Raw genomic sequence first — 26,178 nt, forward strand, 5'->3', positions numbered from 1 at the left:
CTACAAAAGATAGAAGTGTGGCCTTACTCACTAAACGGATAGTCTGGAAAAGGTCTCAGGCCCGAGGGGGCTAAAGTTCCCTCTTGTAAACCTACTTCGACGTAGAAGGACTCTAGCCCGTGGACCTGTTTGAATATCAGGCGCGCGATCTCTTTGAGGCACACGGAGTTCCCGTGCTCGCCGGCATCGTGGCGCACACCCCAGAAGAAGCAAAGGCAGCAGCCGAGAAGATCGGCGGCGTCGTCGTCGTGAAGGCCCAGGTCAAGGCCGGCGGTCGCGGCAAGGCCGGCGGAGTCAAGGTCGCCAAGACCCCCGACGAGGCCTTCTCCTACGCTTCGGACATTCTCGGAATGGACATCAAGGGGCACACGGTCCACAGGGTGATGATCGCGCAGGGTGCGGATATCGCCGAGGAATACTACTTCTCCGTCCTGCTCGACCGGTCCAACCGCAACTACCTGGCCATGTGCTCGGTGGAGGGCGGCATGGACATCGAGCAGCTCGCCGTCGAACGCCCTGAGGCGCTGGCACGCATCGCCGTGGATGCCGGAACCGGGATCGACCAGGCCAAGGCCGAGGAGATCGTGGACGCGGCCGGATTCGCCGCCGATATCCGCGACGGAGTGATCACCACCATCCTGAAGCTGTGGGACGTCTTCGTGAAGGAGGACGCGACGCTCGTCGAGGTCAACCCGCTCGTGAAGACCGGCAAGGGCGACATCGTCGCCCTGGACGGCAAGGTCACCATCGACGAGAACGCCGAGTTCCGCCACGCGGACCACGCCGCCCTCGAGGACAAGGACGCCGCCGATCCCCTTGAGGCCAAGGCCAAGGAGAACGACCTCAACTACGTCAAGCTCGATGGCGAGGTGGGCATCATCGGCAACGGAGCAGGTCTGGTCATGTCGACCCTCGACGTCGTCGCCTACGCGGGCGAAGCCCACGGCGGGGTGTTGCCGGCCAACTTCCTGGACATCGGAGGCGGAGCGTCCGCCGAGGTCATGGCAGCCGGTCTGGACGTCATCCTCAACGACTCCCAGGTCAAGAGCGTCTTCGTGAATGTCTTCGGCGGCATCACCGCGTGTGACGCCGTCGCGAACGGGATCGTCAAGGCCCTCGAGATGCTGGGCGACGAAGCCAACAAGCCCCTCGTCGTGCGCCTCGACGGCAACAACGTCGAGGAGGGCCGTCGCATCCTCGCCGAGGCCAACTACCCGCTCGTCACCATCGCCGACACCATGGACGAAGGCGCCGACAAGGCCGCCGCGCTGGCCTACGGAAAGTAAGGGTTCTGACACATGTCTATCTATCTCAACAAGGACTCGAAGGTTCTCGTCCAGGGCATCACCGGCGGCGAGGGCACCAAGCACACGGCCCTCATGCTGAAGGCCGGGACGCAGGTCGTCGGGGGCGTCAACGCCCGCAAGGCCGGCACCACCGTCACCCACGGTGACGTGACCCTGCCCGTGTACGGCACGGTCGAGGAAGCCATGAAGGAGACCGGCGCCGACGTGTCGATCGTCTTCGTGCCGCCGGCCTTCACGAAGGACGCCGTCGTCGAGGCCATCGAGGCCGGCATCGGTCTCATCGTGGTCATCACCGAGGGCGTGCCGGTCCAGGACTCGGCGTCCTTCTGGGCCCTGGCCCAGTCCAAGGTCGATGCCAACGGTCAGCAGGTCACCCGCATCATCGGGCCGAACTGCCCCGGCATCATCACGCCTGGAGAGTCACTGGTCGGTATCACGCCCGCGAACATCACCGGCAAGGGCGGCGTGGGCCTCGTCTCGAAGTCCGGCACCCTGACCTACCAGATGATGTTCGAGCTGCGTGACCTCGGCTTCTCCACGGCCATCGGCATCGGCGGCGACCCCATCGTCGGCACCACGCACATCGACGCCCTCGCGGCGTTCGAAGCCGACCCCGAGACCAAGGCGATCGTCATGATCGGTGAGATCGGTGGGGACGCCGAGGAGCGCGCCGCCGAGTTCATCAAGGCCAACGTCACCAAGCCGGTCGTCGGGTACGTAGCCGGCTTCACGGCTCCGGAGGGCAAGACCATGGGCCATGCAGGCGCCATCGTCTCCGGTTCGGCCGGGACTGCGCAGGCCAAGAAGGAAGCTCTCGAGGCGGCCGGCGTCAAGGTCGGCAAGACGCCGTCCGAGACCGCGAAGCTGCTCCGCGAGGTCTACGCAACCCTCTAGTACGCGAGCACACCGCCAACAGCCTCCTCCGCACCCGTGCGGGGGAGGCTGTTGCGTTTTTCGTGCGCTCCCGGACGCTGAAGCAAGGGGAGCACCAGTTCAAGCACGGGGAGGGCGCGACGAATCGGTAGGGGGTACCAGGGCGCGGCTTGTAGGGTGGCGAAGGGGACTACCGATTGCGTCAGGCAAGCTTCTAGGAGACAACATGCGCGCCACCATCATCCACGGGCCCGGAGATATCCGCGTCGAGGACCGCGACTATCCGACCATCATCCGCCCGACGGACGCCGTGGTCAGGGTCACCGCGTCATGCGTCTGCGGGTCGGATCTGTGGCCCTACCGGGGCGTCCGGCCGACGAAGGAGCCGAAGGCGATCGGCCACGAGTTCGTCGGCGTCGTCGAGTCGGTGGGCGACGACGTCCGTGAGCTGTCGGTCGGCGATTTCGTGATCGCTCCGTTCGTGGACAGCTGCGGAAAGTGCCCCCAGTGCCTCAATGGCGTCACCGTGGCCTGCGACCACCTCGCGGGCTGGGGCAGCACGGACGAGCACGGCGACTTCCTCCAGGGCGGCCAGGGCGAGGCCGTCCGGGTGCCGCAGGCGGACGGCACCCTGCGGAAGGTCGACGGCGTGACCGAGCCCGACGCCGCCCTGACGGCAAGCCTCCTGTCCCTCTCCGACGTCATGTCGACTGGACACCACGCCGCAGTGTCGGCCAACGTGGGTCCGGGCAAGACCGTCGTCGTCGTCGGGGACGGCGCCGTCGGGCTGTGCGGAGTGCTCGCCGCCAAGCGCCTCGGCGCAGAGCGCATCATCGCCATGTCCCGCCACGAGGATCGCCAGGCCCTCGCCCGTGAGTTCGGCGCCACCGACATCGTCGCCGAGCGCGGCGACGAGGGCGTGCAGAAGGTGCGCGAACTGCTCGGGGGAGTGCTCGCGGACTCCGTCCTCGAGTGCGTGGGGACCAAGGAGTCCATGGACCAGGCCCTGCGGAGCACCCGTCCCGGTGGCCACCTCGGGTTCGTCGGGGTGCCCGCCGGCGGACCGGAGCTGCCGATCGGAGTCCTCTTCGCGAAGAACATCACAGTGGGCGGCGGCATGGCCCCCGCGCACACGTACATCCCCGAACTCCTGAAGGATGTGCTCGACGGGACCATCAACCCGGGCCGGGTGTTCGACGTCGAGATGCCGCTCGAGGACGCCGCCGAGGCATACAGGGCGATGGACGAGCGGCGCGCGATCAAGGTGCTGCTCAAGCCCTGACCGCAGGTGCACCACCGGGAGTGCCCGCCGCGAGGGGGACCCCTCCCGGCACCGGCAGGGGGCGCGGGTCCTCCAGGACCGGGCAGAATGGGCCAATGACACCCACAGCCGGCACGGACCCGGCCTACCTCATCTCCCGCGAGCGCCTCATCGATGCTCCGTCCGACCGCATCTTCGAGGTGCTCGCGACGCCCGCCCTGCACAGCGTGATCGACGGCTCGGGTACGGTGCGCGGCGAGCAGCCCAACGGCCCGGCCCGGCTGTCGCTGGGTGCGAGGTTCGGGATGGACATGCGCATCGGCGCGTCCTACAAGATCCTGAACCGTGTGGTGGAGTTCGAGGAGGGCCGCCGTATCGCGTGGCGGCACTTCTCGGCACACGTCTGGCGTTACACACTGGAGCCGCGCGGGGAGTCGACCCTCGTGCGGGAGGAGTGGGACGGCAGGCAGGTGCGCTGGAGGTTCATCTTCCGGATCCTGGGTTTCACGCGCCGGCACCCGGCGAGCATCGAGGCGACCCTCGGGAAGCTCGAGGACTACATGCTGCAGCAGCGCGGCGCCGCCTAGGCCACGGACGTGCCGAAGAGCAGTCCGAGGAGGTAGGTCACCCCGGCCGCGCCGAGTCCGATGGCGAGCTGCCGCAGCGCGAGGCGGAGCGGGGAGGCTCCGGACAGCAGGGCGACGACGGCGCCGGTGGCCAGCAGGGCCAGGCCCACCAGCACGCAGGCGACGACGACGGCCGGAACCCCGCTCAGCCCCACGAGGTACGGCAGCACCGGGATGACGGCGCCGGACGCGAAGAAGCAGAAGCTCGAGGCCGCGGCCCCGAGCCCGGTGCCGACGGCCTCGTGTTCGTCGACGGCGTCGTCCGCCTCGGGCTGCAGCGAGAAGCTCGGGTCGCAGTCGCAGCTGGAAATCCCGAGCCGCTCGGCGGCACGGTGTTCCGCGGCGGCCGGCGTCATTCCGCGTGCCCGGTAGACGAGTGCGAGTTCGTTCGCGCCGATGTCCAGTTCCTTCGCCGCCGTCAGGGTGATCTGCGTGGGGCGCGTGGCGGACAGCAACTCCCTCTGCGATCGGACGGACACGTACTCGCCGGCACCCATCGACAGTGCGCCGGCCAGGAGCCCTGCCAGACCGCTGAAGAGGATGAACGAGGTGGAGGCTCCGGTGGCCCCGATGCCCATGATCAGGGCGAGGTTGCTCACCAAACCGTCATTGGCGCCGAACACGGCGGCCCTGAAGTTGCCGGACAATCTGTTGCGGCCACGAGTGGCGAGGCCGCGCACCACCTCCTCGTGGATCTGCTCGTCGGCTACCATGGCGCTCGTCGCCGAGGGGTCCGTCGCGTAGGGGGAACGGCCCTCTGCCCGCTGGGCGAGCGCGAGGACGAAGACCGATCCGAATTGCCGGGCGAGCACGCCGAGGATCCGGTTGCGCAGGGAGGGCCGGAGTGGACGGCCGACGTCGTTGCCGAGGAGGGCGAGCCAGTGTGCCTCGTGGCGGCCTTCCGCCTCGGCGAGGCCGAGGAGGATCTCACGCTCCTCGCCGGTCCTGCGGCGGGCCAGGTCACGGTAGGTGGCGGCTTCGCCCCTCTCGTCGGCCAAGTACTGGCGCCAACGCTTGACGTCGGTGCGGGAGGGGGACTGCTCGGGAATCGTCACGGGGAATGCTCCGGGTGCTCGGGTGCGTGCGCACCCCACCCCGAAGCAGGAAGCTCCGGCCGGGGTACGCAGAACGTCGTATCGGCCGAAGGTCTCGCTCGCCGGTTGTACCGGTGGAATGCCGGGCGCCGGTGGCGCCAGTATGTCGACAGGCCGCACATCCTGCGGATGCGGAGCTACTCCCCTTCGACCCACCATCCTACCGGACGGCCCGTCCCGGTCGATGCACTGCCTGTCCGTTCCGGCAGGCTCGGGTACCGAGTCCCGGCGCTGCGCGGTACAGTCGAAGGAATAACAGGAAGTAGGCTTATGAATCTGGCAGCCCGGCCATGGGTCGCGAGTTATGCACCCGGTGTGGCCGCTTCCTTCGACGTGCCGGAGGGCACGCTGCCCGATCTGCTCGAGGACTCGGTGCGGACGTACGGAAGGGCGACAGCGCTGGAGTTCTTCGGTGCCACGACGACGTACCTGGAGCTCGGAGACGCCGTGGGCCGCGCCGCCGCCGGCCTGCGCTCGCTCGGTGTGACCGCAGGTGACCGGGTGGCGCTCGTCCTGCCGAACTGTCCCCAGCACATCATTGCTTTCTACGCCGTGCTGCGCCTCGGGGCCATCGCCGTCGAGCACAACCCCCTTTATACTGATCGCGAGCTGCGGCACCAGTTCGAGGACCACGGGGCCAAGGTGGCCATCGTTTGGGACCGCGTGGCACCCAGGGTCCAGCGGCTGCCCGCGGACATCCCCGTCACCTCGGTGGTCACGGTCGATCTCACCCGTGCACTGCCGGTGTCCCGCCGGCTCGCGTTGAGGCTACCCGTCCGCCGGACGCGCGAGGCGAGGGAAGCGCTGACGACGACGGAGAAGCCGACCGGTCCGCGGAAGGTCGTGCCGTGGCGGGAGTTGCTCCGGCACCGTCTCCTCCCTCCGAAACATCCGCGTCCGGGCGCGGCGGACACCGCCGTCCTGCAATACACGAGCGGCACCACGGGCGTACCCAAGGGCGCCGTTCTCACGCACCGGAATCTGCTCGCCAACGCCGCGCAGGGCGCAGCCTGGGTCCCGGGGCTCGAAGCCGGACGCGAAACCGTCTACGCCGTGCTGCCGATGTTCCATGCCTACGGCCTCACCCTGTGCCTGACCTTCGCGATGAGCATCGGCGCGAAGCTCGTCCTGTTCCCCCGCTTCGACGTGGAGCTGGTCCTCGACGCGGCGAGGAAGAGCCCGCCCACCTTCCTGCCCGCCGTCCCGCCCATCTACGAGCGGCTCGTGGCCGGAGCTGCCGAGCGCGGAGTGGACCTGCGCAGCATCCGTTTCGCGATCTCCGGCGCCATGAACCTGCCGCAGTCCACCGTGAAGACCTGGGAGGCGGCCACGGGCGGCTATCTCATCGAGGGCTACGGCCTGACCGAGACGTCCCCGATCGCCGCGGGCAACCCGATCGGCCCCACCCGCCGGCCGGGCACCGTCGGGGTGCCCTTCCCCGGCACCGACGTCCGGATCGTCGACCCCGAGGACCCTGCCCGGGACCGGGCACCCGGAGAGGCGGGGGAGCTGCTCATCCGGGGGCCACAGGTGTTCCAGGGCTACTGGCGCCGGCCGGACGAGACCCAGGCGGCACTGCTGGACGGCGGCTGGTTCCGGACCGGGGACATCGTCAGCATGGACGACGAGTACTTCCTGACGATCGTCGACCGCATCAAGGAGCTCATCATCACCGGTGGCTTCAACGTGGCTCCCACCGAGGTTGAGGACGCCCTGAGGTCGCATCCGGGCGTCAGCGACGCAGCCGTCGTCGGGTTGCCACGGGACGGCGGCGGCGAAGACGTGGCCGCCGTCGTCGTGCTGGACCCCGATACCGTCCTCGACGTCAACGCCCTGCGGTCCCACTGCCGCGGCGTCCTCGCCTCCTACAAGATACCGCGCACCATCATCCAGGCGAAGGACCTGCCCCGGTCCCAGATCGGCAAGATCCTCCGACGCGAGGTGCGCACGCAATTACTCGACAATGGCCCTCGTGCCGAAGGAAAAGGTGACAGTCCATGACACAACCCATGCGTGCGAGAGCGGAAGCGTCCGCTCCGAAGGGCCCATGGCGCGACAGCCTCGGCAACGCCAGCATCCGGGCTGCGCAGGTGCTCGTGCTCCTGGCGCTGGCCGTCGTGGCCGTATACGCGCTGATCCAGGTGCGGCTCGTCGTGATCCCGATGCTCCTGGCTCTGATCCTCGCGGCCGCGATCGGACCCTTCGTGAACTGGCTGCGACGAAAGGGCTGGGGGCCGTCCCTCGCGACGACGGTGGCGTTCCTCCTGCTCCTCGTCGTCTTCGGAGGGCTGATCACCGGTATCATCCTCGCCGTCGTAGGTCAGGCCGGTGAGCTCGCGTCCTCGGCCACGGAGGGTTTCGACAAGCTCTACGCCCTGGTCAAGAACGGCCCCATCCCCATCGATGACGCCCAGATCCAGCAGGCGCGGGACCAGGCTGTCGACTTCGCGACGAGCAGCACCGTCGGCGCCGGTGCGATCTCCGGCCTCAGCGCGGCCGGTAACTTCACCGCCGGAGCCCTGCTGATGGTGGTCATCCTCTTCTTCTTCCTCAAGGACGGAGAGAAGATCTGGGCCTTCATGCTCCGTGCCTTCAAGGGCAGGCGCCTCGTCAAGGCCCGTCGTGTCGGGTACAGCAGCATGGCCGTCCTCGGTGGCTACGTGCGCGGCACGGCCATCGTAGCCCTGGTCGATTCCGTCTTCATCGGGGTGGCACTGCTGGTCCTCGGGGTTCCGCTCGCCCTGCCCCTGGCCGCCATCGTCTTCATCGGTGCCTTCATCCCCCTCGTGGGCGCCACGCTCGCCGGTGTCCTCGCCGCGCTGATCGCGCTGGTGGCCAACGGGCCGTTCGTGGCGCTGATGGTCATCATCGTGGTCATCGTCGTCAACCAGCTCGAGGGCAACTTCCTGCAGCCGGTGGTCATGGGACGAACGCTCCAGGTGCACGCCCTCGTCATCCTGCTGGCCCTGACCGCGGGCACCATCCTGGCCGGCATCATCGGAGCCATCCTGTCCGTTCCGGTTGCGGCTGTCAGCTGGGCCGCGATCAAGGCCTGGAACCAGGAGAAGGACGACAGCATCACCGACGAGGAGGTCGAGGAGGCCGAGAAGCTCACGGCCCTCGACGAGACCGGTCACGGCTTGAGCTCGACTCCGAAGGAGGAGCAGGGTGCCGCATTGGCCGCTGCCGGCGTGGCAGCCGAGGAATCGACAGACCGTCCGGGAACACAGGATCGCAGGGTGGAAGGGCGCGACGATGGCGACAGGGACGACGAGGGCGGCCCCGCGGGTCGCCACGGGCGCCACGGCGGCTCCTCCATCGCGGGGCACTGATCGTCGCTTCATCGACCTGGCGGCTGTGACTCCTACCCGGACCTCCTCCCGGGTGCCGGGTCAACGGGAAGGTTCGACCGACGCGTCGTCGGGCACCTCGCCCGCGACGCGTCGGTCCCACGCCTCCATGACGGATGCGTCGGTGGGACGGGTCGCCAGTGAGACGACGACATACACGACGAGCGAGGCGACCAGGCCGAAGTAGATCGGCTCGTTGGCGTAGATGCCGTCGTACTGGTTCTCGGCGTTGACCTCGAGGAAGGTCATGACCCCGAGCGTCACCAGGGTCCCCGCGGCCATGGATGCGCCGGCGCCGATCCCGTTGCCCCGGCGCCAGACGAGGCCCCCGAGGATCGCCACGAGCAGCCCGCCCACGAGGATGTCGTAGGCGATGGTCAGGGCCGCGACGACGTCCTGCACGATCACGGCGAGGGCGATCGTCACCAGGCCGAGACCCAGGACCCACCACCGGCTCGATGCGACGTCGTGATCCGACGTCGAACGCTCTTCGCTGCGTCCGTTCGCGCCGCCCCTGCCGAGCCAGCCGGCCACGAACGGTACGACGTCGGTGCGCGCCACCGTCGCGGCGGCGATCAGGGCCCCCGATGCCGTCGACATCATGGCGGCCACGGCCGCGGCGAGGACGAGCCCGCCGATGCCGATCGGCAGGACGTTCAGCGCGATGTCGGCGTAGACGTCGTCGCGGGATTCGATGGCGGGCAGGATCACGCTGGCACTCATGCCGATCATGGCGCCGGCCACTCCGTAGAGGATGCAGTAGATGCCGGCTGCAGAGCCGCCCCAGCGGGCGATCTCCGGTGTCCTCGAGGTGAAGACGCGCTGCCAGATGTCCTGGCCGATCAGCAGCCCGAGTGTGTAGACCACGAAGTAGGTGATGATGCTCTGCGCGCCGATGCCGGTGATGCTGAAGAACTCGCCGCCCGCGCGCTCGGCTATTCCGGAGAATCCGCCGGCCGCTGCGAGGGAGAAGGGCAGCATGAGGGCGAAGACGCCGATGGTCTTGATGATGAACTGGGCCATGTCGGCCAGGGTGATCGACCACATGCCGCCGATCGTCGAGTAGATGAGCACGATCGTTCCGCCGACGGCGATGGAGAGTGCGCGATCCCAGCCGAACAGCACCACGAAGATGGTCGCGTAGGCGCCCGTCGAGGTAGCGCAGAGCATGAGCGTGTAGGCGAGCATGACGATGCCTGACACGCGTGTGGCCCGGTGGCCGTAGCGCAGCGTGAGCATCTGGGACACGGTGTAGATCTTCAGGCGCTGGATGGTCGGGGCGAACAGCAGGCTGAGGAGCAGGACACCCGTGCCGATGGCCACCACGAGCCACATCCCGGAGATGCCGTACTGGTAGCCGAGCCCCACGCCGCCGACCGTCGATGCCCCTCCCAGTACGACGGCGGCCATGGTGCCGGTGTAGAGGAAGGGTCCGAGACGACGTCCCGCCACGAGGTAGTCGCTGGCGTTCCGCGTCCGGGACTTGCCCCACCAGCCGAACCCGAGCATGGCGACGAGGTAAGCCACCACGATGGCGATGTTCAGTGCTTGCATGAGGGAGCCCTTCGATCGGGAAACGTGCCCGGATGCCTACAGGTCAACCGTTGTTGCCCCGTAAGCTACCGGTGACGCGGGTCACGCGTCAATCATGCCCACCGGGGATGACGTCTCGTCCTCGCGGTGTGACGGTTATGCTTCCTTGATTGCCCCAGGAGAGGACACGCATGAAGGCCCTGCCCGTCGAGCCCACCAATGCTCCTGTCGTCATCGGATCCCGGATTCGGGCGGCGCGGCAGGCCCAGCGCATGACCATCGAGCAGGTCGCTGCCGCCACGGGCCTCACCAAGGGCTTCCTCAGCAGGGTGGAGCGCGATCTCACGTCACCGTCCGTGGCGTCGCTCGTCACGCTCTGCCAGGTCCTGTCGATCTCCATCGGCGATCTGTTCCTCGTGCCGGAGACACACCTGACGAGGCTCGACGACGCCCCGCGGATCAGCCTCGGCGGTCAGGGCATCAACGAGCGACTCATGACTGCCAGGTCCGAGCGAAGGCTCCAGATGATACGCGCCGTCGTCGAACCGCACGGGCGGGGCGAGGACGAGCTCTACTCGGTCGACTGCGAGGTGGAGACCCTGCATGTCGTCGCGGGGCGCTTCGTGGTCATCTTCTCGAACGACAGGTATGACCTGGAGGCGGGCGACACCCTCACCTTCCCGGGCCGGGAGCCCCACACGTGGCTGAACCCGGACGGCAGCGAAGCCGTCGTGCTCTGGACACTCGTACCGGCCGCCTCGGGTAAGTAGCGGGCCTCAGCCGACGTGGACCCAGGGGCGCTTGGTCACGTCGGGCTCGGCTGCCCGCAGTACTTCACGCGTGACAGGGGCGATCTCGCCCTCGCCCGTGACGAGGAACCTGAAGAGGTTGCCGACGGGATCGCCCTCCGTCCACCGGAAATACACGTGCGGCATGAGACCTGTGATGTCGCGGATGTGCAGCATCACGGCCGCGATCGTATTGGGAACGTTGGAACTGTGGACCTCGAGGATGCGGTACCCGTGGCGTACGACGCCGCGCACCTGCAGTTCCGTCTCGAAATCGGAGGAATCGTCCACGGTGACCTCGATGAAGAGCGGCTTCGACGTACGTGGGAAGTGGGACACCGAGCAGGCGTGCTGGAGCTTGTGGCGGTACGCTGCGCTGCTCAGGCGCTTCGGTTCATGCGCGATCAGCAGGATGTCGCCGTCGTCCTGTGCGCTGACGAAGGAGAGCGCCGCCTCGTCCAGCCTGATGCTCGTCGCCCGGAGCTCGAATGCCCGGCGTGAGCGGGAGATGAACGAGATCACGATGATGCCGAGGATGAAGCACAGTGCAATCTTCAGGCCATCGGGGCGCTCGATCATGTTCACCGCCGTCGTCAGCACGAAGACCACGGTAGCAATACCGAAGCCGATAGTGAGCCCCCGCTGGTGCTTGCGATGTGCCGACAGGGTGACGGCCACCGAGGCGGACGTGATCAGCGCGAGGACGCCGGTGGCATAGGCGCCGCCCTGCGCCTCGACGTCGGCCTTGAAGAAGAACGTGACGAGGATGGCGATGAGCGTGATGACCAGCACGAGCGGACGGACAGCTTTGGCCCATGCCGGAGCCATGCCGTAGCGCGGCAGGTAGCGCGGTACGAGGTTGAGCAGGCCGGTCATGGCGGAGGCGCCTGCGAACCACAGGATGCCGATGGTCGAGATGTCGTAGGCGGTCCCGAAACCGTCACCGAGGTACAGGTGGGCGAGGTAGGCGAGCGCCCTGCCGTTGGCCGGTCCGCCCTCTTCGAATGCAGCCGCCGGTATCAGCAGGGTGGTGACGAAGCTCGAGGTGATGAGGAAACCACTCATGATGAGGGCCGCCGAGGTGAGGAGCTTGTGTGCGCCGGCGATGCGGCCTGCGGGGTTCTCCTCCGTGTCGCCCGGCTTGCCCTCGATCTGGGGCATGACGACGACGCCGGTCTCGAAGCCCGAGAGGCCGAGGGCCAGGCGCGGGAAGATGAGGACGGCGAGGCCGATCATGACGAGCGGGTTGCCGTGCTGGGTGGTCAGCGCCGACCACCAGTTCTCCACCAGGCCGCCCTGCTCGATGATCTGGACGACGGAGACGAGGATCACGCAGAGGTTGAGCAGCAGGAACACGGCGACGAGGCCGACGGCGATGCCGATGGCCTCTCGGAACCCGCGCAGGAAGACCCCGGACAGCAGGCCGAGGAACACCACCGTGATGAGGACTTCCTGTCCCTCCAGCCACGAGGGAGCGAAGGGGTTCTCGATGAGGTGGGCGCTGGCGTCCGCTGCGGACAGCGTCATGGTGATCAGGAAGCTGGTCGCGGCGAAGCCGAGTAGGACGAGCACGAAGATCTTGCCGCGCCATTTCGGCAGCAGCTTCTCGAGCATCGCGATGGAGCCCTCACCCCGCGGGCTCTCCGAGGCGACGCGCTTGTAGACGGGGAGTGCTCCGAAGAGGGTCACGGCCACGAGGAGGAGGGTGGCGAGCGGGGAGAGGACTCCGGCGGCGGCGGCGGCGATGGCGGGCTGGTACCCGAGGGTCGAGAAGTAGTCGACGCCGGTCAGGCACATGACCTTCCACCACGACTGCTTCCGTTCCGGTTCGGGTTGGGGCGACGCGGGCCGGCTGGACTCGTCGAGCAGCCAGCGCTCAAGGCGCTTCCTGCCTTGGATCGAGGCCGGAGTAGGTGTCTGAGTGCGTACAGAAGAGCTCACAGCATCACGGTAGGCCTGCGCCGACGCGTATCCGGGCGTCTTAACGCTTCCTTTATGGGTCAGGCCCACCAACCTGCGGTGCCGTGATCCTTGACCCTGCTCAACGGCCCGAATAGCCTTGAGCAAAACCTTTGATGCATATTAGGCAACTTCACGTCGAAGCGGCCCAGATAGGACGAACACCATGGAAGAGCTACGCGTCACCGGGGGCGGCCACCTCGGGCCTATCGATTCCTCCCGCATCCCCCGGTACGCAGGAGCGGCCACCTTCGCGAGGTTGCCACGGCTCGATCAGGTGGACCGCGCGGACATCGCCGTCGTCGGCGTCCCTTTCGACTCCGGTGTCTCCTACCGGCCCGGAGCCCGGTTCGGGGGAAACCACATCCGGGAGGCCTCGCGGCTGCTCCGGCCGTACAACCCGGCCCTCGACGTCTCCCCGTTCGAGCGCGTCCAGGTCGCCGACGCCGGCGACATGGCCGTGAATCCCTTCAACATCGGCGAGGCCATCGAGACGGTGCAGCAGAACGCACTGGACCTCACGGCGGACGGTACCCGCCTCGTCACCCTCGGTGGCGACCACACCATCGCCCTGCCGCTGCTGCGGGCGGCGGCGGAACGCGCCGGTACACCCGTGGCGATGCTGCACTTCGACGCGCACCTCGACACCTGGGACACCTACTTCGGCGCCGCATACACCCACGGCACACCGTTCCGCCGTGCGGTGGAGGAGGGCATCCTCGACACGGAGGCCATCTCCCATGTCGGAACGCGCGGGCCGCTCTACGGCGTCCGTGACCTCGAGGACGACCGCCGCTTCGGCTTCGGGATCGTGACGTCGTCGGACGTGTACCGCCAGGGCGTCGACGAGGTGGTCGACAAGCTCAGGGCCCGGATAGGCAACCGCCCGCTCTATGTCTCGGTGGACATCGACGTGCTCGACCCGGCGCACGCTCCCGGTACGGGAACCCCCGAGGCCGGTGGTATCACGAGCCGTGAACTGCTCGAGATCCTCCGCGGGCTGCGCGGCCTGAACCTCATCGGCGCCGATGTCGTCGAAGTGGCTCCCGCGTATGACCACGCCGAGCTGACGGGTGTCGCCGCGTCCCACGTCGCGTACGACCTCGTCACCCTCATGGCCGACACCCTGACCCCCGCCACGACCCCTGAGGACCGGTAATGGACATCACGGACGGCGCCGCCTCCGCGCCCCCCACTCCCGTCACCGGCCAGCGGAACGGTGGCGACCTCGTGGTCGAGACGCTGTCCGCCCTCGGTGCGACGACAGTGTTCGGCATCCCGGGCCAGCACGCCCTCGGCCTGTTCGACGCCCTCTCCCGCTCCGACCTGCGGTTCGTCTCCTCGCGGGTCGAGAACAACTCCGCCTTCGCCGCGGATGGCTTCTCCCGGGCGACCGGTGACGTCGGCGTCCTCTTCCTCTCGACCGGTCCGGGCGCGCTCACGTCGCTCGCGGGGCTCCAGGAGGCGTACGCGACGGGCGTGCCGATGGTCGTCGTCGCCAGTCAGATCCCGCTGGAGGGACTCGGGGCCCGCCGCAAGGGGATGCTGCACCAGCTCGACGACCAGAAGGCATCCGCGGCCAACGTCACCAAGAGCCAGCGCCTGATCCAGCACGCCTCCGGCATCCCCTCGGCCATCCAGGACGCGTGGACGGAGGCCGTGTCCTCGCCCCAGGGCCCGGTCTGGGTCGAGGTCCCGCAGAACGTGCTGCTGGATCCGGTCATGGTGCCCCAGGTCGAGGACGCACTCGCCGAGCCGTTCGATAATCCGCCGCGCATCGAGCTCACGCGCGAGGCGGTCGCCTGGCTGAAGGACTCGAAGCGGCCCGCAATAGTCGCCGGCGGAGGCACGCGGCGCGGCAGGGCCGAAGCCTGGCTGCTGTCCATCGCCGAGAAGCTCGGCGCCCCCGTGGTCTGCTCACCCGGCGGCAACGGTGCCTTCCCCTGGACGCATGAGCTGTCCCTGCAATCGTGGGTCGAGGACCGTCACGTGACCGAGGTGCTCGAGGACGCAGACGTGCTCCTGGTGGTCGGCTCGTCACTGGGTGAGGTCACCTCCAACTACTTCACCATGGAGCCGCGCGGACGCATCATCCAGATCGATGCCGAGCCGCGCGTGCTCGAGTCGAACCGACCCGCACTGGGCATCCGGGCGGACGCCGGCCAGGCGCTCGCGGCACTCGACGAGGCGCTGGAGCCCCTTGCCCGGGACCGTGAACCCGGGTACGACGCCGTGGCCCTGGTGTCCGCGACCCTCGCGAAGGTGGCAGACCGGCTCGAGGCGCAGGACCTCGGCAAGGAGCGCACCTTCCTGCAGGACATCCGCGAAGCCGTTCCGGCCGGGATGCAGACGTTCTGGGACATGACCATCTCGGCCTACTGGGCCTGGAGCTGCTGGGACTCCCGGGACGGGCAGTTCCATTCGGCGCAGGGTGCCGGCGGCCTCGGCTTCGGCTTCCCCGGCGCCATCGGCGGGTCCGTCGGCCTCGAGTCGAAGGGACTGCCCGCCCGGGTCCTCGCGGTGTCCGGTGACGGTTCGGCAATGTACTCCATCGCGGAACTCGCAACCGCGCGGCAGCACGACATCCCCGTGACCTGGCTGATCGTCGACGACGGCGGCTACGGCATCCTCCGCGAGTACATGGAGGGGGCATTCGGTAAGGCGACGGCGACTGAACTCGCGCGCCCGGACTTCGTGGCGCTCGCGGAATCGTTCGGTGTGCCCGCCCAGCGGGTGGCGCCGGAGGACATCGGTGAAGCGCTCCGCCAGAGCCTTGCGGCCGAGGGTCCCAATGTCGTCGTGGTGGAGACGCTCATCAGGTTGTTCGCCCCGACCCACCTTGATCAGTAAGCTTTCTTTTTCCAGCGGGGGGTGAGAGTCTCGGAAGCATCACCGCCTCGAGGAAGGAGCGCCATGTCATTCAGCAAGGGCGACAAGGTCACCTGGAATACGTCGCAGGGAAAGACCGAGGGCAAGATCGTGGAGAAGCACGACAAGGAGTTCACTTTCGACGACCAGAAGTTCAAGGCGTCGAAGGATGAGCCCTACTACACGGTGGAGAGCTCGAAGTCCGGCAAGAAGGCCGCGCACAAGGAAAGTGCGCTGTCGAAGAACTAGTACTCCACAACGAGAAGGGCACCCCGCCCAGGCGGGGTGCCCTTCTCGTTGCCCGACCGTCGTCCCTATTTGAGGGGGTCGTGCCCCCAGTTCATGAGCGAGTAGCGCCACTTCGAGGACTCGATGTCCTCCTTGGACGGTTCCTGCGCAAGGTGGCGATGTATATAGCCCACCACCTTGTGCATGTGCTTGACGTCGTCGTCCTTGAGGTCGTCGCGCTTCATGTTCAGGATCTCGATGATGCGCCTGCCCGACTTGTGGCCCACGGACTCGTCGGACCCGGACGTTTTCTGCCCCACGGACCGGGACTCCTCCGTGTCGAGCCAGGTTTCGAGCTGGGAGGCGCTCATATTGACCGCTTCCTTCCACTGGGGCCAAACTTCGTCGAGATCGTTCGTATGGTCTGCCATGCGCCCTCGGCCTTTCGTAGCACTTCGGCGTGGAGGATCACACCCTGTTGGTGTCCGAAGCTTCCCATAGCTTAATCCTAAGCATGCTGATAAATGTAGAGGGTAGGTCGAACCATACGTCTAAGGAGCTCTACATCATGGCAGGAAACCTTTTGGCACGATCAGCCCACGACCTCGGCGCGGCAGCCTGGTTCGGCGGCACCTTGATGGGCGCTGTCGGACTGAACGGCGCAACCGGCAAGGCGAAGGACCCCAAGGAGCGCACGCGCCTCTCCGCTCTCGGCTGGGCCAAGTGGACCCCGGTCCAGGTCGCGGCGTTCGCGGTCCACGCAGCAGGCGGCATCGGCCTGATCCTCGGCAACAAGGGCCGCGTCGCAGCTCAGGACTCGGTGGGCTCGAACACCGTCTGGAAGTCCCTCGTCACGGTCCTCGGCATGGCGCTCTCGCTGTACTCGGGCATGCTCGGCAAGAAGGTCGGCGAGCTCGCTGAGCAGGGCGGCGAAGGTGCAACCGAACCCCGTCCCGGAGCCAGCGATGAGTTGGCCAAGGCGCAGTCGCAGCTCAAGGCGACCCAGTGGCTGATACCCCTCGTCAGCGGCATCGTTGTCGTCATGGGTGCGAAGCAGGGCGAGATGCAGCGTCCCGAGAACGTCAAGAAGGGCCTGTTCAAGAAGTAGGCCCTGCACGACCGGCAACCCCCGCAGCGTTCCCGCCGTGCGACACCTCCAGGTGTCCGCGGCGGCGGCCCGCGGGGGTTCTGCATTTAAGCGGTCGGCGGCTACTACTGCATGGTGAAGGCGCGGGCCACGCCGGCGTGGACGGCGTCGTTCCTGATCAGCGCCGCGAGGATCGCGTTGCGCGGTCGCATGAAGGCTGCCGGCAGGGGGCGTCCCAGTGCCATGTTGATGTGGGCCTTCCGCCGCGCCAGCGCGGCCTGTGCCCGCCGCTCCTTCTCATACACCGCGAGCCGTGCAGCGACGCCCTGCTTGTCCCGGATGGAGGCGGTGATGATCGGCACGAGCCTGACGGCGTCCAGCCAGCCGAGGTTCATGCCCTGTCCGCCGATGGGGGAGACCTCATGGGCGGCGTCCCCGACCAGGATCGTCCGCCCGGCGACGAATCGCTCGGCCAGGCGCGACTGCACATCGAAGGCGCTCAGCATCGAATTGGTGCCAGGATCGACGTCGACGCCCGTCCTCTCGTGGATGAGGGACGTGAGGTCCTCCGCCGTCGGGCGCTGCACCGGACAACCGACCCGTACAACCCAGCGCCGGATGCCGCCGGGAAGGGGGAAGGATTCGACGATTCCGCCGGTTTCGAGATACAGCACGGCGTCGTCGCCGTCGTCCGTGGCGTCCTTGAAATCGCCCATGACGTAGCAGTCCGGATAGCGGCGGGACGGAGCGCGGATGCCGGCGCCGTCCCGGATGGAGCTCCTGGCGCCGTCCGCTGCGACGAGGAGCCGCGCCTGGAGTACGGCGTCCCCGCCCTGGCCGCGCGTGGACGCAAGGACGTGGTCGCCGGCGTCGCGCGCGGAGAGGACTGAGACGCCCCGTCGGAGGGTGCCGGGGAACTCCTCCTCGAGGCGGCGCTCGAGAATCTCCTCGGTGGTGGCCTGGGGCACGGCAAGGACGTACGTCTCGGCCCCGGGCAGGGTCGAGAAGGAGATGGTGCCCACGTGGCGTCCGGCGCTTCGTGCCACACCGTCACGGATGAGGACGCCGCGCTCCCGCAGCTCGTCGGCTATGCCGCCCGCTTCGAGCGCACGCAGCGCAGGAGGGTGGATGCCGATGGCACGGGAATGGCTGCTGCGGTCGGTGCGCCGCTCCAGCACGACGGCGTCGAGCCCAGCCTGTCGCAGGAGCAGGGCGGTATAGAGCCCGACCGGTCCGCCCCCGACGACGATCACGTCATGCACGGTGTGGTTCCCCGGCCGGACCGCCGGGCTGCAGGACGAGCAGGTTGATGAACGGCGCCGCCGTGCGGACCTCCCAGTTCCGCCGGCCGGCGACGGTGTCGCGTAGCTCGCGGGGGGTGTAGCTGCGGCGGATGGAGGTAAGGCCGTCCTGCCGGATGTAGGAACCGGGGAGCGGCAGCGTTCCGGCCGAGAACAGGGCATAACCGAGCGGGTGCCGGGCGATGTCGCTGTGGACGGCTACCTGCCGCGTCAGCTGTTCCGTGTCATCGAGGAGCCCGTCGAACTGCGCGGGGTCGAGGTGATGGAGCACGTGATTGGAGACGACGGCGTCGAAGGCCGCTCCTTCGGCGACCAGTTCCGAGCTGAGGGCCCGGCGGAAGGACAGGCCGGGGAGGGCCGGCCTCGTGGTCGCGTAGGCATACGCACGCTCGTCGGGGTCGATCGCCGTCACCTCGAGCGGGAGGCCGTCGCGCCGTGCCCACCGGGCCAGGGCCCGGGGCACGTCGCCTCCGCCGGATCCGACGTCGAGCAGTGTGTTGGTGCGATCCGGGGAGAACGCCGGCCGGAGTAGCGAGGTGTACGTGCGGCGCCAGCCCGATACCGCGGCATTCACGACGCCGAACTGCGCGTAGGTCCGGTCGAGCTTCCCCGGGTCGCAATCGGGCCTGTCCATCTCCTCGATCGCGTCCGGATCCCGTTCCGCGAGGAATCCTCGTCGGCTCATGCGCCCGCTTTGATGAGGATGGGCTCGAGGTCCGTGGGCAGGGCTGCGTTATCCGGGCCGGTAGCACCGATCCCCGCCGCACCCCCTGCATGGAGCGCGGCAACCGCGTCGGCGGTCCCGCCTCCTGCCGGTGTGGCACCGACCTTCGTGAACAGCGCTGTCTCCACCGTCAGCCCGGGGCCGAACGCCATGGAGCAGATGCGGTTGTTCCCGTCCGTCGCAGGTTGGTCCAGGATGTGCTTGAGGACGAACATGACCGTGGCGCTGCTCATGTTCCCGTAATCGCGCAGCGTGGCTCGCGCAGGGACGAGCTGTTCCTGCGTCAGGCCGAGCTTCGCCTCGACCTTGTCCAGGATGCTGCGGCCGCCGGGGTGTATGGCCCAGTGCTCGATGTCCGCGTAATCGAGGCCCTCGAGTGCGGCGTCGCGCGCGAGAAGGGGCTCGAGCGCGCCGACGATGTGCTCGTCGATGATGTGCGGGACGTACGTGCCGAGCACCATCTCGAAGCCCTCGTCACCGATGTTCCATGCCATGGACTCCTCGCCGACCGGCGTGAGGACCGTCTCGAAGTGGTCGAGGCTGAGCGCCGGCCCATCCAGCGGGATGTCCCGGGCGGAGATGATGGCAGCCGCGGCGCCGTCCGCGAACAGCGACGAGCCCACGATCGTATCGGGATTGTTCGAGGACCGGACGTGCAGGGAGCACAGCTCGGCGGCGATCACCAGGACGACGGCGTCCGGGTCGGCCTCGCAGAACGCCTTCGCCGACCGCAGCGCGGGGAAGGCCGCGTAGCAGCCCATGAAGCCGAGGTGGTAGCGCTGCACCGACGGCTTGAGATCGAGCGCTCGAACCACCTTGTAGTCCGGCCCGGGGGCGAAGAAGCCTGTGCAGGACGCGGTGACGACGTGCGTGATGTCCGAGGCCTCGATGCCGGGAGCTGCGTCGAGCGCCTTCCGGGCCGCTTCGATGAAGAGTTTGGTGCCCTCGATCGCATAGACCTCGTTGCGGGTCTTCGTGCTCGGCGTCAGGATCCGCAGTTCCTCGCGGTCGAAGAAGACGGGGTGTTCGGCTGATTCCGCGAGTGTCAGTTCCTTGACCGCGGTGTAGCGCGTCTCGATGCCGGAGGAGTCGAAGGCCGCTCCGACGAGGCGCTGTCCGAGCCGGGTGAGACCGGGCTGCGCAGCGAAGACGTCCCGGACCTGGGGCTGCACCATGATCGTGTCGGGTACAGCTGTTTCGAGGGACCTCAGGATCACTGTCATATGTCCATTACTAGAGGACTGACGCGACAAACACAATGACAGTAGGCTTAGTACCTCCTACCACCACCGTCAGGAGCACCATGGGCAACGATCCGTCAGGAACGCTCGACCAGGAGGACCCCAGAGGCCCCACCGTCGATGCATCGACCGAACTCCAGGAGTACCCCGGCTTCACGGAACGCATGGATCCGCGTCCGGACCACGGCGAGGACAGCTACACCGGGCATGGGCGGCTGACCGGACGGAAGGCCTTCATCACGGGCGGGGATTCCGGTATAGGACGGGCCGTCGCGCTCGCCTTCGCCCGGGAGGGAGCGGACGTGGCGATCGGCTATCTGCCCGAGGAGGAGGAGGACGGCGCCAGTTGCCTCGAACTGATCCGCACGGAGGGGCGTACCGCGCTCGCCGTGCCCGGGGACCTCCGCGACGAGGCGTACTCGGCCTCGGCCATCCGGCAGGTGGTGGAAGGCCTGGGCGGGTTGGACATCCTCGTCAACAACGCGGGCTTCCACATCGCCCAGCCGAACGGCCTGCCCGACATCGAGGCCGGCCAGTTGAGGCGCACCTTCGAGACGAACGTCTACGGGACCATCTGGCTGACCCAGGCGGCGCTGCCGCACCTGTCCGAGGGGTCGTCGATCATCAACACCACCTCCGTGCAGGGCTATCACCCCTCCACCAGCCTCATGGACTACGCCGCCACCAAGGCCGCGCTCAACAACCTGACCTTCAGCCTCGCGCAGTTGCTGGGGGAGCGCGGTATCCGCGTGAATGCGGTCGCGCCCGGTCCCATCTGGACGCCGCTGCAGCCCGCTACCACCACGAGTGAGAAGCTGGAATCGTTCGGGGAAGGTACGCCCCTCGGGCGGATGGGCCAGCCGGCCGAACTAGCCGGCGCCTACGTCTTCCTGGCCTCCAATGATGCGCGGTACGTATCCGGAGAGGTCCTGGGAGTGACGGGCGGCAAGCCCCTGGCGTGATGCGGTGCAGGATCGCCGCCCGTGTACCGACGGCGAAATCATGCCCGCTCGACCAAGCCGGGGGAGCCTGTGCGACGAATCACAGCTACCAGCGCCGCAGGCTTTCCGTCCCGGCGACCGGCTGATACGGATGGGTTGATCGTGAAAATCCTGACTGCGCTGCCTCACAGGCGCCACACCGCGGTGTTCGCTGTCGTCGTGACTGCCTCGCTGGCCCTCGCGGGCTGCGGAAGCGTCGAGGATAATCCGCTGGGTGTGAATACGCCGGCGGGGGACCAGGCCCAGCCCTCCGGTCCGACGACGCCGAAGGATGGCAGCCAGGCGGATCCCGTCGTCAACGACCTCGGGGACGATCCCCTCAACGTCGGTGTCGACGGCGCAGAACTCTGCGGTGTGCAGCCTGAGGACAGCCGACTGCGCTATACGGTGATGCTGCACAATCCGACCCTCGAGACCTTCACCCTCGGTGAGATGACCCTCGGGAACCCCCAGGGCCTCGACGTCCTCTCGTCCATGGTCCAGACCGCCAACCGGGAGGGACACCACCACCCCGCCGCCGATACCGAGGCGCACGAGACGCATACGCCGACGCCGACGCCGGCCGCGACGCAGGAGCCGATCGGGCCGCCCGTCCCCACGGCGGGCTACGAATTCGAACCCGATGCACACGTCAACATCATCGTCACGGTCGAGCTCGCCGAAGGCGTCACCCATGGCAGCGCGGACAACATCCTGGTGGCTTTCTCCTCTCCGGACCGCGACTTCTCGGTGGCGCACAATCTGGCCATCGACGTCGACGCCACGTCCTGCAGCTGACCATCAGCCCGAGCACGAAAGAAGCCCCCGTCTCCAGGGAGACGGGGGCTTCTTCAGGGAATCGGTGCCGGGACCCGCGCGCTACGCCCGCGCCCGACGGCGGTCGACCGGACTAGGCCGGAAGCTGCAGGACGTGACCGGTGAAGATCAGGTCGGCGTGAATGACGGTGTCGGCGTTCGCCGCGAACAATGCCTGCCAGCCGCCCTTGACGCCGAGCTTGTCAGCGATGGTGCCGAGGGTGTCGCCCGACTGGATCGTGTAGGTCTCGCCACTCAGGGTGACGGGCGCCTGGACGGGGGCCTGGACGACGGGTGCCTGGACGACAGGAGCCTGAACGACAGGAGCCTGAACGACAGGAGCCTGAACGACGGGTGCCTGGACGACAGGAGCCTGAACGACAGGAGCCTGAACGACAGGAGCCTGCTGGACCTGCACCTGAGCCGGTGCCTGCTGGGTGGTGACACTGGTCGAAGGCGAGCCGGAGAGCCCCAACTTCGCCGAGCAGGCGGGCCATGCGCCCCAACCCTGCATCCCCTGGAGGCTCGTTGCCACGCGCTTCTGCTCGGCGACGCTGGCCTGAGCCGGAGAACCCGTTCCGCCGGCAGCGTTCCAGCTCGACTGGGAGAACTGCAGGCCACCCTGGTAGCCATTGCCGGAGTTGATGCTCCAGTTTCCGCCGCTCTCGCACTGTGCGAGCTGGTCCCAGGTGTCAGCGTTGGCCGCACCGGCCGCCGCGCCGAGGCCGAGGCCGGCGAGTGCTACTGCTGCGAGTCCACGACGGGCGCTGGTGCTGAAGGTGTGTGTATTCATGGGGTTACGATGCTCCGAAAGGCCACCCGCACTAGGTCCGTCCCCGGACTTCTTCGCGCCGCTGCTCACCTTGACGATATAGAGGTCATGGTTCGGCAGCCGCCGGTTGAGCAACGAGCGGTGGAGGGCGGTGCCGGGCATAAATGACTGCTCGATTTTCGGCAGTCTGTTCGCTTCCCCGGACGGGGAACTGCCTCTACCGTAGGGTATTTTCGATTCGTTGCCAAACCGGTACGGCGCGGCGCTTGACATTGATTCAAAAGACGGAGTGGAAGCTGGCCCAATCAGGCTTCCTGTGGCACACTGTCGCTCCGACGACAGAGCGCGACGAAGGGCCCGGATCATGGTGATCCGGGCCCTTCGACCTTCCGCCAGGGGAAGCGGCGCGTGCTGTCAGGCTGCTACGTACCCGTGCGGGTCGAGAACGTACTTCGTAGCCGCTCCGGCGTCGAACTCCTCGTAGCCGCGGGGCGCGTCCTCGAGGCCGATCGCCTTCGCGTTGACGGCCTTCGCGATGGACACCTTGTCATGCAGGATGGCCATCATGAGACCCCGGTTGTACCTCATGACCGGACATTGGCCGGTGGTGAAGGACAGTGACTTCGCCCACCCGGTACCGAGGCTGATCGACAGCGAACCGACCTTCGCTGCCTCGTCGATTCCGCCCGGATCGCCGGTGACGTACAGGCCTGGAATGCCCAGTGCGCCGCCGGCCGCCGTGACATCCATGAGCGAGTTGAGGACCGTCGCGGGTGCCTCGGTCGACGAGCCGGAGCCGTGGCCGCGTGCCTCGAAGCCGACGGCGTCGACGCCGCAGTCCACCTCCGGTACGCCCAGGAGCTGCTCGATCTGGTCACGGGGATCGCCCTTGGACACGTCGACGGTCTCGCAGCCGAAGCTCCGGGCCTGAGTCAGCCGGCCCTCGTTCAGGTCGCCCACGATCACGACGGCGGCGCCCAGGAGCTGCGCCGACACGGCCGCTGCCAGGCCCACCGGCCCGGCGCCTGCGATGTACACCGTGGAGCCGACACCCACCCCCGCCGTCACGGCACCGTGGAACCCGGTGGGGAAGATGTCCGAGAGCATCGTCAGATCGAGGATCTTCTCCAGAGCCTGGTCCCGGTCCGGGAATTTCAGCAGGTTCCAGTCCGCGTAGGGCACCAGGACGTACTCCGCCTGGCCTCCTACCCAGCCGCCCATGTCCACGTAGCCGTAGGCGGCTCCGGGACGCGCAGGGTTCACGTTGAGGCAGATGCCGGTCTTGCGTTCCTTGCAGTTGCGGCACCGTCCACACGCGATGTTGAAGGGGACCGAACAGATGTCGCCCACCTTGATGAACTCGACGTCGGAACCCACCTCCACGACCTCGCCGGTGATCTCATGTCCAAGCACCAGGTCGGCCGGCGCCGTGGTGCGGCCGCGTACCATGTGCTGGTCCGACCCGCAGATGTTGGTGGTGACGGTCTTGAGGATGACGCCGTGACTCAGTTTCCGGCCGATGTTCGCCGGATTGACGCCGGGTCCGTCCTTCAGTTCGAATGTGGGGTAGTCGGTGTCGATGACCTCGACCTTCCCCGGTCCCTTGTACGCAACAGCTTTGTTACCGCTCATGGAACGTCCTTCTTCCCTGGTGTGTTCAGCACGTCCGGTACGCCCGGGCGCGGGAACCGGCGTGCGCCGCAGATCACAGCCGGTCGCCGGTAGCGCCGAACCTACACCGCAGGGGGTCGCATCGACGTTGCATCGTCCGCGGACTGTGGAGCGCCCTATCGGCGCCGTCGTACAGGGGTCTCCCAGGCCTGCGGGCGCCGCACTCGCCGGCACCCACCCGCTCGCGCCTTGTGCGTGCGGGTGGAAGTGGGACAAGGTGACGGCATGACTGAGACTGTGCTCATCACCGGCGCGACGGCCGGCATCGGAGCGGAATTCGCACGGCAGTACGCAGCCCGCGGCTGCGACCTGGTGCTGGTGGCGCGAGCGTCCGGACCGCTCGAAGAGACGGCGCGCGCGCTGCGTGCGCGGTGGCGGGTCGGCGTGGAGACGATCTCGGCCGACCTGCTGGACGACGACGGGCTGGCGAGAGTCCTCGCCCGCCTCCGCACGGGCGATCGACCCGAAGATCGGCACGCGCCGGGTGGTACTGACGGGTCGGCGGCGGCGGCGGGGGAGCCCGCGCCCGTCACCGTACTCGTCAACAACGCCGGCTACGGGCTGGTCAGGCCATTCGCCGACAACGAGCTCGACGACGAGCTCCGGCACCTCCGGATCCACGTCGAGGTGCCGCTCGCCCTGTCGCATGCCGCACTGCAGTCCATGCGCCCACGAAGGTCGGGCACGATCATCACGGTGGCGAGCGTCGCAGGCTTCACTCCGCGGGGAACCTATGGTGCAGCGAAGGCCGCCATGATCAGCTTCAGCAGATGGGCGAACCTCACCTATGGGCGGGAAGGCGTACGGGTGACGGCAGTGTGTCCCGGATTCGTCCACACCGAGTTCCACCAGCGAATGGGAGCTGACAAGACGAGCGTGCCAGGCTTCCTGTGGCTCGACGCCGGACTCGTGGTCCGGGAAGCGCTCCACGATACCGCGGCAGGGAAGGCCGTGTGCATCCCGAGCGTCCGCTACAAGGTCATCACGGCTCTCGCGAGGGTGGCGCCGTCGTCTCTGGTGGCCCGGCTGGCTCAGCGGGGCCGCTGACCGTTGCGTCAGCCCTCGGCGCCGCCGCTGTCCCAGGTGTCCGGCTCGGACGCAGCGTCCTCGGGGTGGCGGTCGTTCGCCGGGTCCTCGGGGGAACCTTCGCCGTTGAAAGCCGGAGGCACCGTGCCGGCGCTGTGGGTGCCCTGTTCATCCCGGATGCTCCGGGCATGATGAGCCGCCGTCCCTGCAGCCGGGTCGAGGATCTCCTCACGCCGGTCCGTCTCCGGCCGGCCGTCGTCGTGCCCGTCCTGGTCCTGCCCGTGAGCGTCACCGGAGCCGTCCCTGCCTGCGCCATGTCCGCCGACGTCGGTGTTGTTCACCGCTGCGGACTGTCCGGCCGAGCCGGCCCCTGACGCCTCGGCCGATCCACCGGCGGGCCCGACGCGCCCCTGTTCCTTCTCGAGTGGCGGAATGGGCGAGGCCGGGCCGAGGGGATGGTCCGTGGGAAGGGCGGCGCCGTCGGGATGTCCTGCGCTGCTTGACTCGGTCATCGTGCTCCTTCTGCTTCCTGCCTGGCAGGGAATGGTCGAAACGGAGGTGCTTCCGGGCCACCGTGTGTCGCTCCTGTCCGAGGCAGGGCCGATCGGGTGAACCGACGGGGTCCGAGCGTTAAGTAAGTATGCTTATGATAAGGGATCACAGGGTTGTGGGA

24 protein-coding genes are annotated in these 26,178 nt (G+C 67.9%); 14 read left to right on the plus strand and 10 right to left on the minus strand.

Annotation, left to right across the window (positions count from 1 at the left end):
• The first annotated feature begins 119 nt into the window (after nucleotides 1-119).
• The 4 genes from sucC (at nucleotide 120) to D6T63_RS15290 (ending at nucleotide 4,028) form a co-directional block, all read left to right on the plus strand.
• Nucleotides 120-1,286 (plus strand): ADP-forming succinate--CoA ligase subunit beta, encoded by a 1,167-nt coding sequence (gene sucC, locus D6T63_RS15275; protein ID WP_120149919.1) that lies wholly within the window; start codon nucleotides 120-122, stop codon nucleotides 1,284-1,286.
• A 12-nt stretch (nucleotides 1,287-1,298) separates the two neighbouring features.
• Entirely contained in the window at nucleotides 1,299-2,201 is a 903-nt protein-coding gene (sucD, locus tag D6T63_RS15280; RefSeq protein WP_120149920.1) for a succinate--CoA ligase subunit alpha, read from the plus strand.
• A 205-nt stretch (nucleotides 2,202-2,406) separates the two neighbouring features.
• Entirely contained in the window at nucleotides 2,407-3,462 is a 1,056-nt protein-coding gene (locus D6T63_RS15285; RefSeq protein ID WP_120149921.1) for a zinc-dependent alcohol dehydrogenase family protein, read from the plus strand.
• A 95-nt stretch (nucleotides 3,463-3,557) separates the two neighbouring features.
• The gene (locus tag D6T63_RS15290; RefSeq protein WP_120149922.1) at nucleotides 3,558-4,028 is read left to right on the plus strand and encodes an SRPBCC family protein; all 471 of its coding nucleotides are present in this window, start codon (nucleotides 3,558-3,560) and stop codon (nucleotides 4,026-4,028) included.
• On the opposite strand, the gene D6T63_RS15295 is transcribed toward D6T63_RS15290, so the two are convergent.
• A complete protein-coding gene (locus D6T63_RS15295; protein WP_235830786.1) occupies nucleotides 4,025-5,122 on the minus strand; it encodes a VIT1/CCC1 transporter family protein in 1,098 nt (365 codons plus the stop codon). The two genes, D6T63_RS15290 and D6T63_RS15295, sit on opposite strands and share 4 nt — an antisense overlap.
• 309 nt (nucleotides 5,123-5,431) lie before the next feature.
• Between D6T63_RS15295 and D6T63_RS15300 the strand changes: the two genes are divergently transcribed.
• Both D6T63_RS15300 and D6T63_RS15305 read left to right on the plus strand, forming a co-directional pair.
• Nucleotides 5,432-7,162 carry a long-chain-fatty-acid--CoA ligase gene (locus D6T63_RS15300; RefSeq protein ID WP_120149924.1) on the plus strand — a complete coding sequence of 577 codons (1,731 nt, stop codon included), beginning with the start codon at nucleotides 5,432-5,434 and terminating at the stop codon, nucleotides 7,160-7,162.
• Entirely contained in the window at nucleotides 7,159-8,493 is a 1,335-nt protein-coding gene (locus D6T63_RS15305) for an AI-2E family transporter (RefSeq protein ID WP_120149925.1), read from the plus strand. The genes D6T63_RS15300 and D6T63_RS15305 overlap by 4 nt, the downstream gene beginning before the upstream one ends.
• 60 nt (nucleotides 8,494-8,553) lie before the next feature.
• Here D6T63_RS15305 and D6T63_RS15310 read toward each other — a convergent pair whose 3' ends face one another.
• A complete protein-coding gene (locus tag D6T63_RS15310; RefSeq protein ID WP_120149926.1) occupies nucleotides 8,554-10,065 on the minus strand; it encodes a sodium:solute symporter in 1,512 nt (503 codons plus the stop codon).
• A 170-nt stretch (nucleotides 10,066-10,235) separates the two neighbouring features.
• Between D6T63_RS15310 and D6T63_RS15315 the strand changes: the two genes are divergently transcribed.
• Entirely contained in the window at nucleotides 10,236-10,814 is a 579-nt protein-coding gene (locus D6T63_RS15315) for a helix-turn-helix domain-containing protein (protein WP_120149927.1), read from the plus strand.
• Nucleotides 10,815-10,820: 6 nt separating this feature from the next.
• Here D6T63_RS15315 and D6T63_RS15320 read toward each other — a convergent pair whose 3' ends face one another.
• A complete protein-coding gene (locus D6T63_RS15320) occupies nucleotides 10,821-12,629 on the minus strand; it encodes an APC family permease (protein WP_120149928.1) in 1,809 nt (602 codons plus the stop codon).
• A gap of 328 nt (nucleotides 12,630-12,957) precedes the next feature.
• Between D6T63_RS15320 and speB the strand changes: the two genes are divergently transcribed.
• From speB to D6T63_RS15335, 3 genes are all read left to right on the plus strand, one after another.
• Nucleotides 12,958-13,950, plus strand: coding sequence for an agmatinase (gene speB, locus D6T63_RS15325; protein WP_120149929.1), 993 nt, complete (start codon nucleotides 12,958-12,960; stop codon nucleotides 13,948-13,950).
• A complete protein-coding gene (locus D6T63_RS15330) occupies nucleotides 13,950-15,641 on the plus strand; it encodes a thiamine pyrophosphate-binding protein (RefSeq protein WP_120149930.1) in 1,692 nt (563 codons plus the stop codon). Before speB ends, D6T63_RS15330 begins: the two co-directional genes overlap by 1 nt.
• A gap of 63 nt (nucleotides 15,642-15,704) precedes the next feature.
• A complete protein-coding gene (locus D6T63_RS15335) occupies nucleotides 15,705-15,908 on the plus strand; it encodes a hypervirulence associated TUDOR domain-containing protein (RefSeq protein WP_120149931.1) in 204 nt (67 codons plus the stop codon).
• Nucleotides 15,909-15,973: 65 nt separating this feature from the next.
• On the opposite strand, the gene D6T63_RS15340 is transcribed toward D6T63_RS15335, so the two are convergent.
• Entirely contained in the window at nucleotides 15,974-16,318 is a 345-nt protein-coding gene (locus D6T63_RS15340) for a DUF3140 domain-containing protein (RefSeq protein ID WP_120149932.1), read from the minus strand.
• A gap of 137 nt (nucleotides 16,319-16,455) precedes the next feature.
• Between D6T63_RS15340 and D6T63_RS15345 the strand changes: the two genes are divergently transcribed.
• Nucleotides 16,456-16,995: a hypothetical protein gene (locus D6T63_RS15345; protein WP_120149933.1), complete on the plus strand. Its 540-nt coding sequence runs from the start codon at nucleotides 16,456-16,458 to the stop codon at nucleotides 16,993-16,995.
• A 104-nt stretch (nucleotides 16,996-17,099) separates the two neighbouring features.
• On the opposite strand, the gene D6T63_RS15350 is transcribed toward D6T63_RS15345, so the two are convergent.
• Genes D6T63_RS15350 through D6T63_RS15360 form a run of 3 tightly spaced genes read right to left on the minus strand, consistent with a single transcriptional unit; the run spans nucleotide 17,100 to nucleotide 20,252 of the window.
• Complete coding sequence (locus tag D6T63_RS15350) at nucleotides 17,100-18,236, minus strand: FAD-dependent oxidoreductase (protein WP_120149934.1); 1,137 nt, start codon at nucleotides 18,234-18,236, stop codon at nucleotides 17,100-17,102.
• Nucleotides 18,229-18,960, minus strand: a complete 732-nt coding sequence (locus tag D6T63_RS15355) for a class I SAM-dependent methyltransferase (RefSeq protein ID WP_120149935.1) — start codon at nucleotides 18,958-18,960, stop codon at nucleotides 18,229-18,231. The genes D6T63_RS15350 and D6T63_RS15355 overlap by 8 nt, the downstream gene beginning before the upstream one ends.
• Nucleotides 18,957-20,252: a type III polyketide synthase gene (locus D6T63_RS15360; RefSeq protein ID WP_268878029.1), complete on the minus strand. Its 1,296-nt coding sequence runs from the start codon at nucleotides 20,250-20,252 to the stop codon at nucleotides 18,957-18,959. The genes D6T63_RS15355 and D6T63_RS15360 overlap by 4 nt, the downstream gene beginning before the upstream one ends.
• A 50-nt stretch (nucleotides 20,253-20,302) precedes the next feature.
• On the opposite strand from D6T63_RS15360, the gene D6T63_RS15365 reads away from it, so the two are divergent.
• Together D6T63_RS15365 and D6T63_RS15370 are read left to right on the plus strand one after the other, a co-directional pair.
• Entirely contained in the window at nucleotides 20,303-21,202 is a 900-nt protein-coding gene (locus tag D6T63_RS15365; protein WP_120149937.1) for an SDR family oxidoreductase, read from the plus strand.
• A 141-nt stretch (nucleotides 21,203-21,343) separates the two neighbouring features.
• Nucleotides 21,344-22,018, plus strand: a complete 675-nt coding sequence (locus D6T63_RS15370; RefSeq protein WP_147394395.1) for a hypothetical protein — start codon at nucleotides 21,344-21,346, stop codon at nucleotides 22,016-22,018.
• A gap of 112 nt (nucleotides 22,019-22,130) precedes the next feature.
• Here D6T63_RS15370 and D6T63_RS15375 read toward each other — a convergent pair whose 3' ends face one another.
• Both D6T63_RS15375 and fdhA read right to left on the minus strand, forming a co-directional pair.
• Nucleotides 22,131-22,829 (minus strand): transglycosylase family protein, encoded by a 699-nt coding sequence (locus tag D6T63_RS15375; RefSeq protein WP_120149976.1) that lies wholly within the window; start codon nucleotides 22,827-22,829, stop codon nucleotides 22,131-22,133.
• Nucleotides 22,830-23,222: 393 nt separating this feature from the next.
• Complete coding sequence (fdhA, locus tag D6T63_RS15380; protein ID WP_120149939.1) at nucleotides 23,223-24,440, minus strand: formaldehyde dehydrogenase, glutathione-independent; 1,218 nt, start codon at nucleotides 24,438-24,440, stop codon at nucleotides 23,223-23,225.
• 264 nt (nucleotides 24,441-24,704) lie between these two features.
• Between fdhA and D6T63_RS15385 the strand changes: the two genes are divergently transcribed.
• A complete protein-coding gene (locus tag D6T63_RS15385) occupies nucleotides 24,705-25,526 on the plus strand; it encodes an SDR family NAD(P)-dependent oxidoreductase (RefSeq protein WP_120149940.1) in 822 nt (273 codons plus the stop codon).
• Nucleotides 25,527-25,534: 8 nt separating this feature from the next.
• Here D6T63_RS15385 and D6T63_RS15390 read toward each other — a convergent pair whose 3' ends face one another.
• Nucleotides 25,535-26,017, minus strand: coding sequence for a hypothetical protein (locus tag D6T63_RS15390; RefSeq protein ID WP_120149941.1), 483 nt, complete (start codon nucleotides 26,015-26,017; stop codon nucleotides 25,535-25,537).
• Nucleotides 26,018-26,178 lie beyond the last annotated feature (161 nt).

The organism is Arthrobacter cheniae, assembly GCF_003602275.1.
GTDB lineage: Bacteria > Actinomycetota > Actinomycetes > Actinomycetales > Micrococcaceae > Arthrobacter_D > Arthrobacter_D cheniae.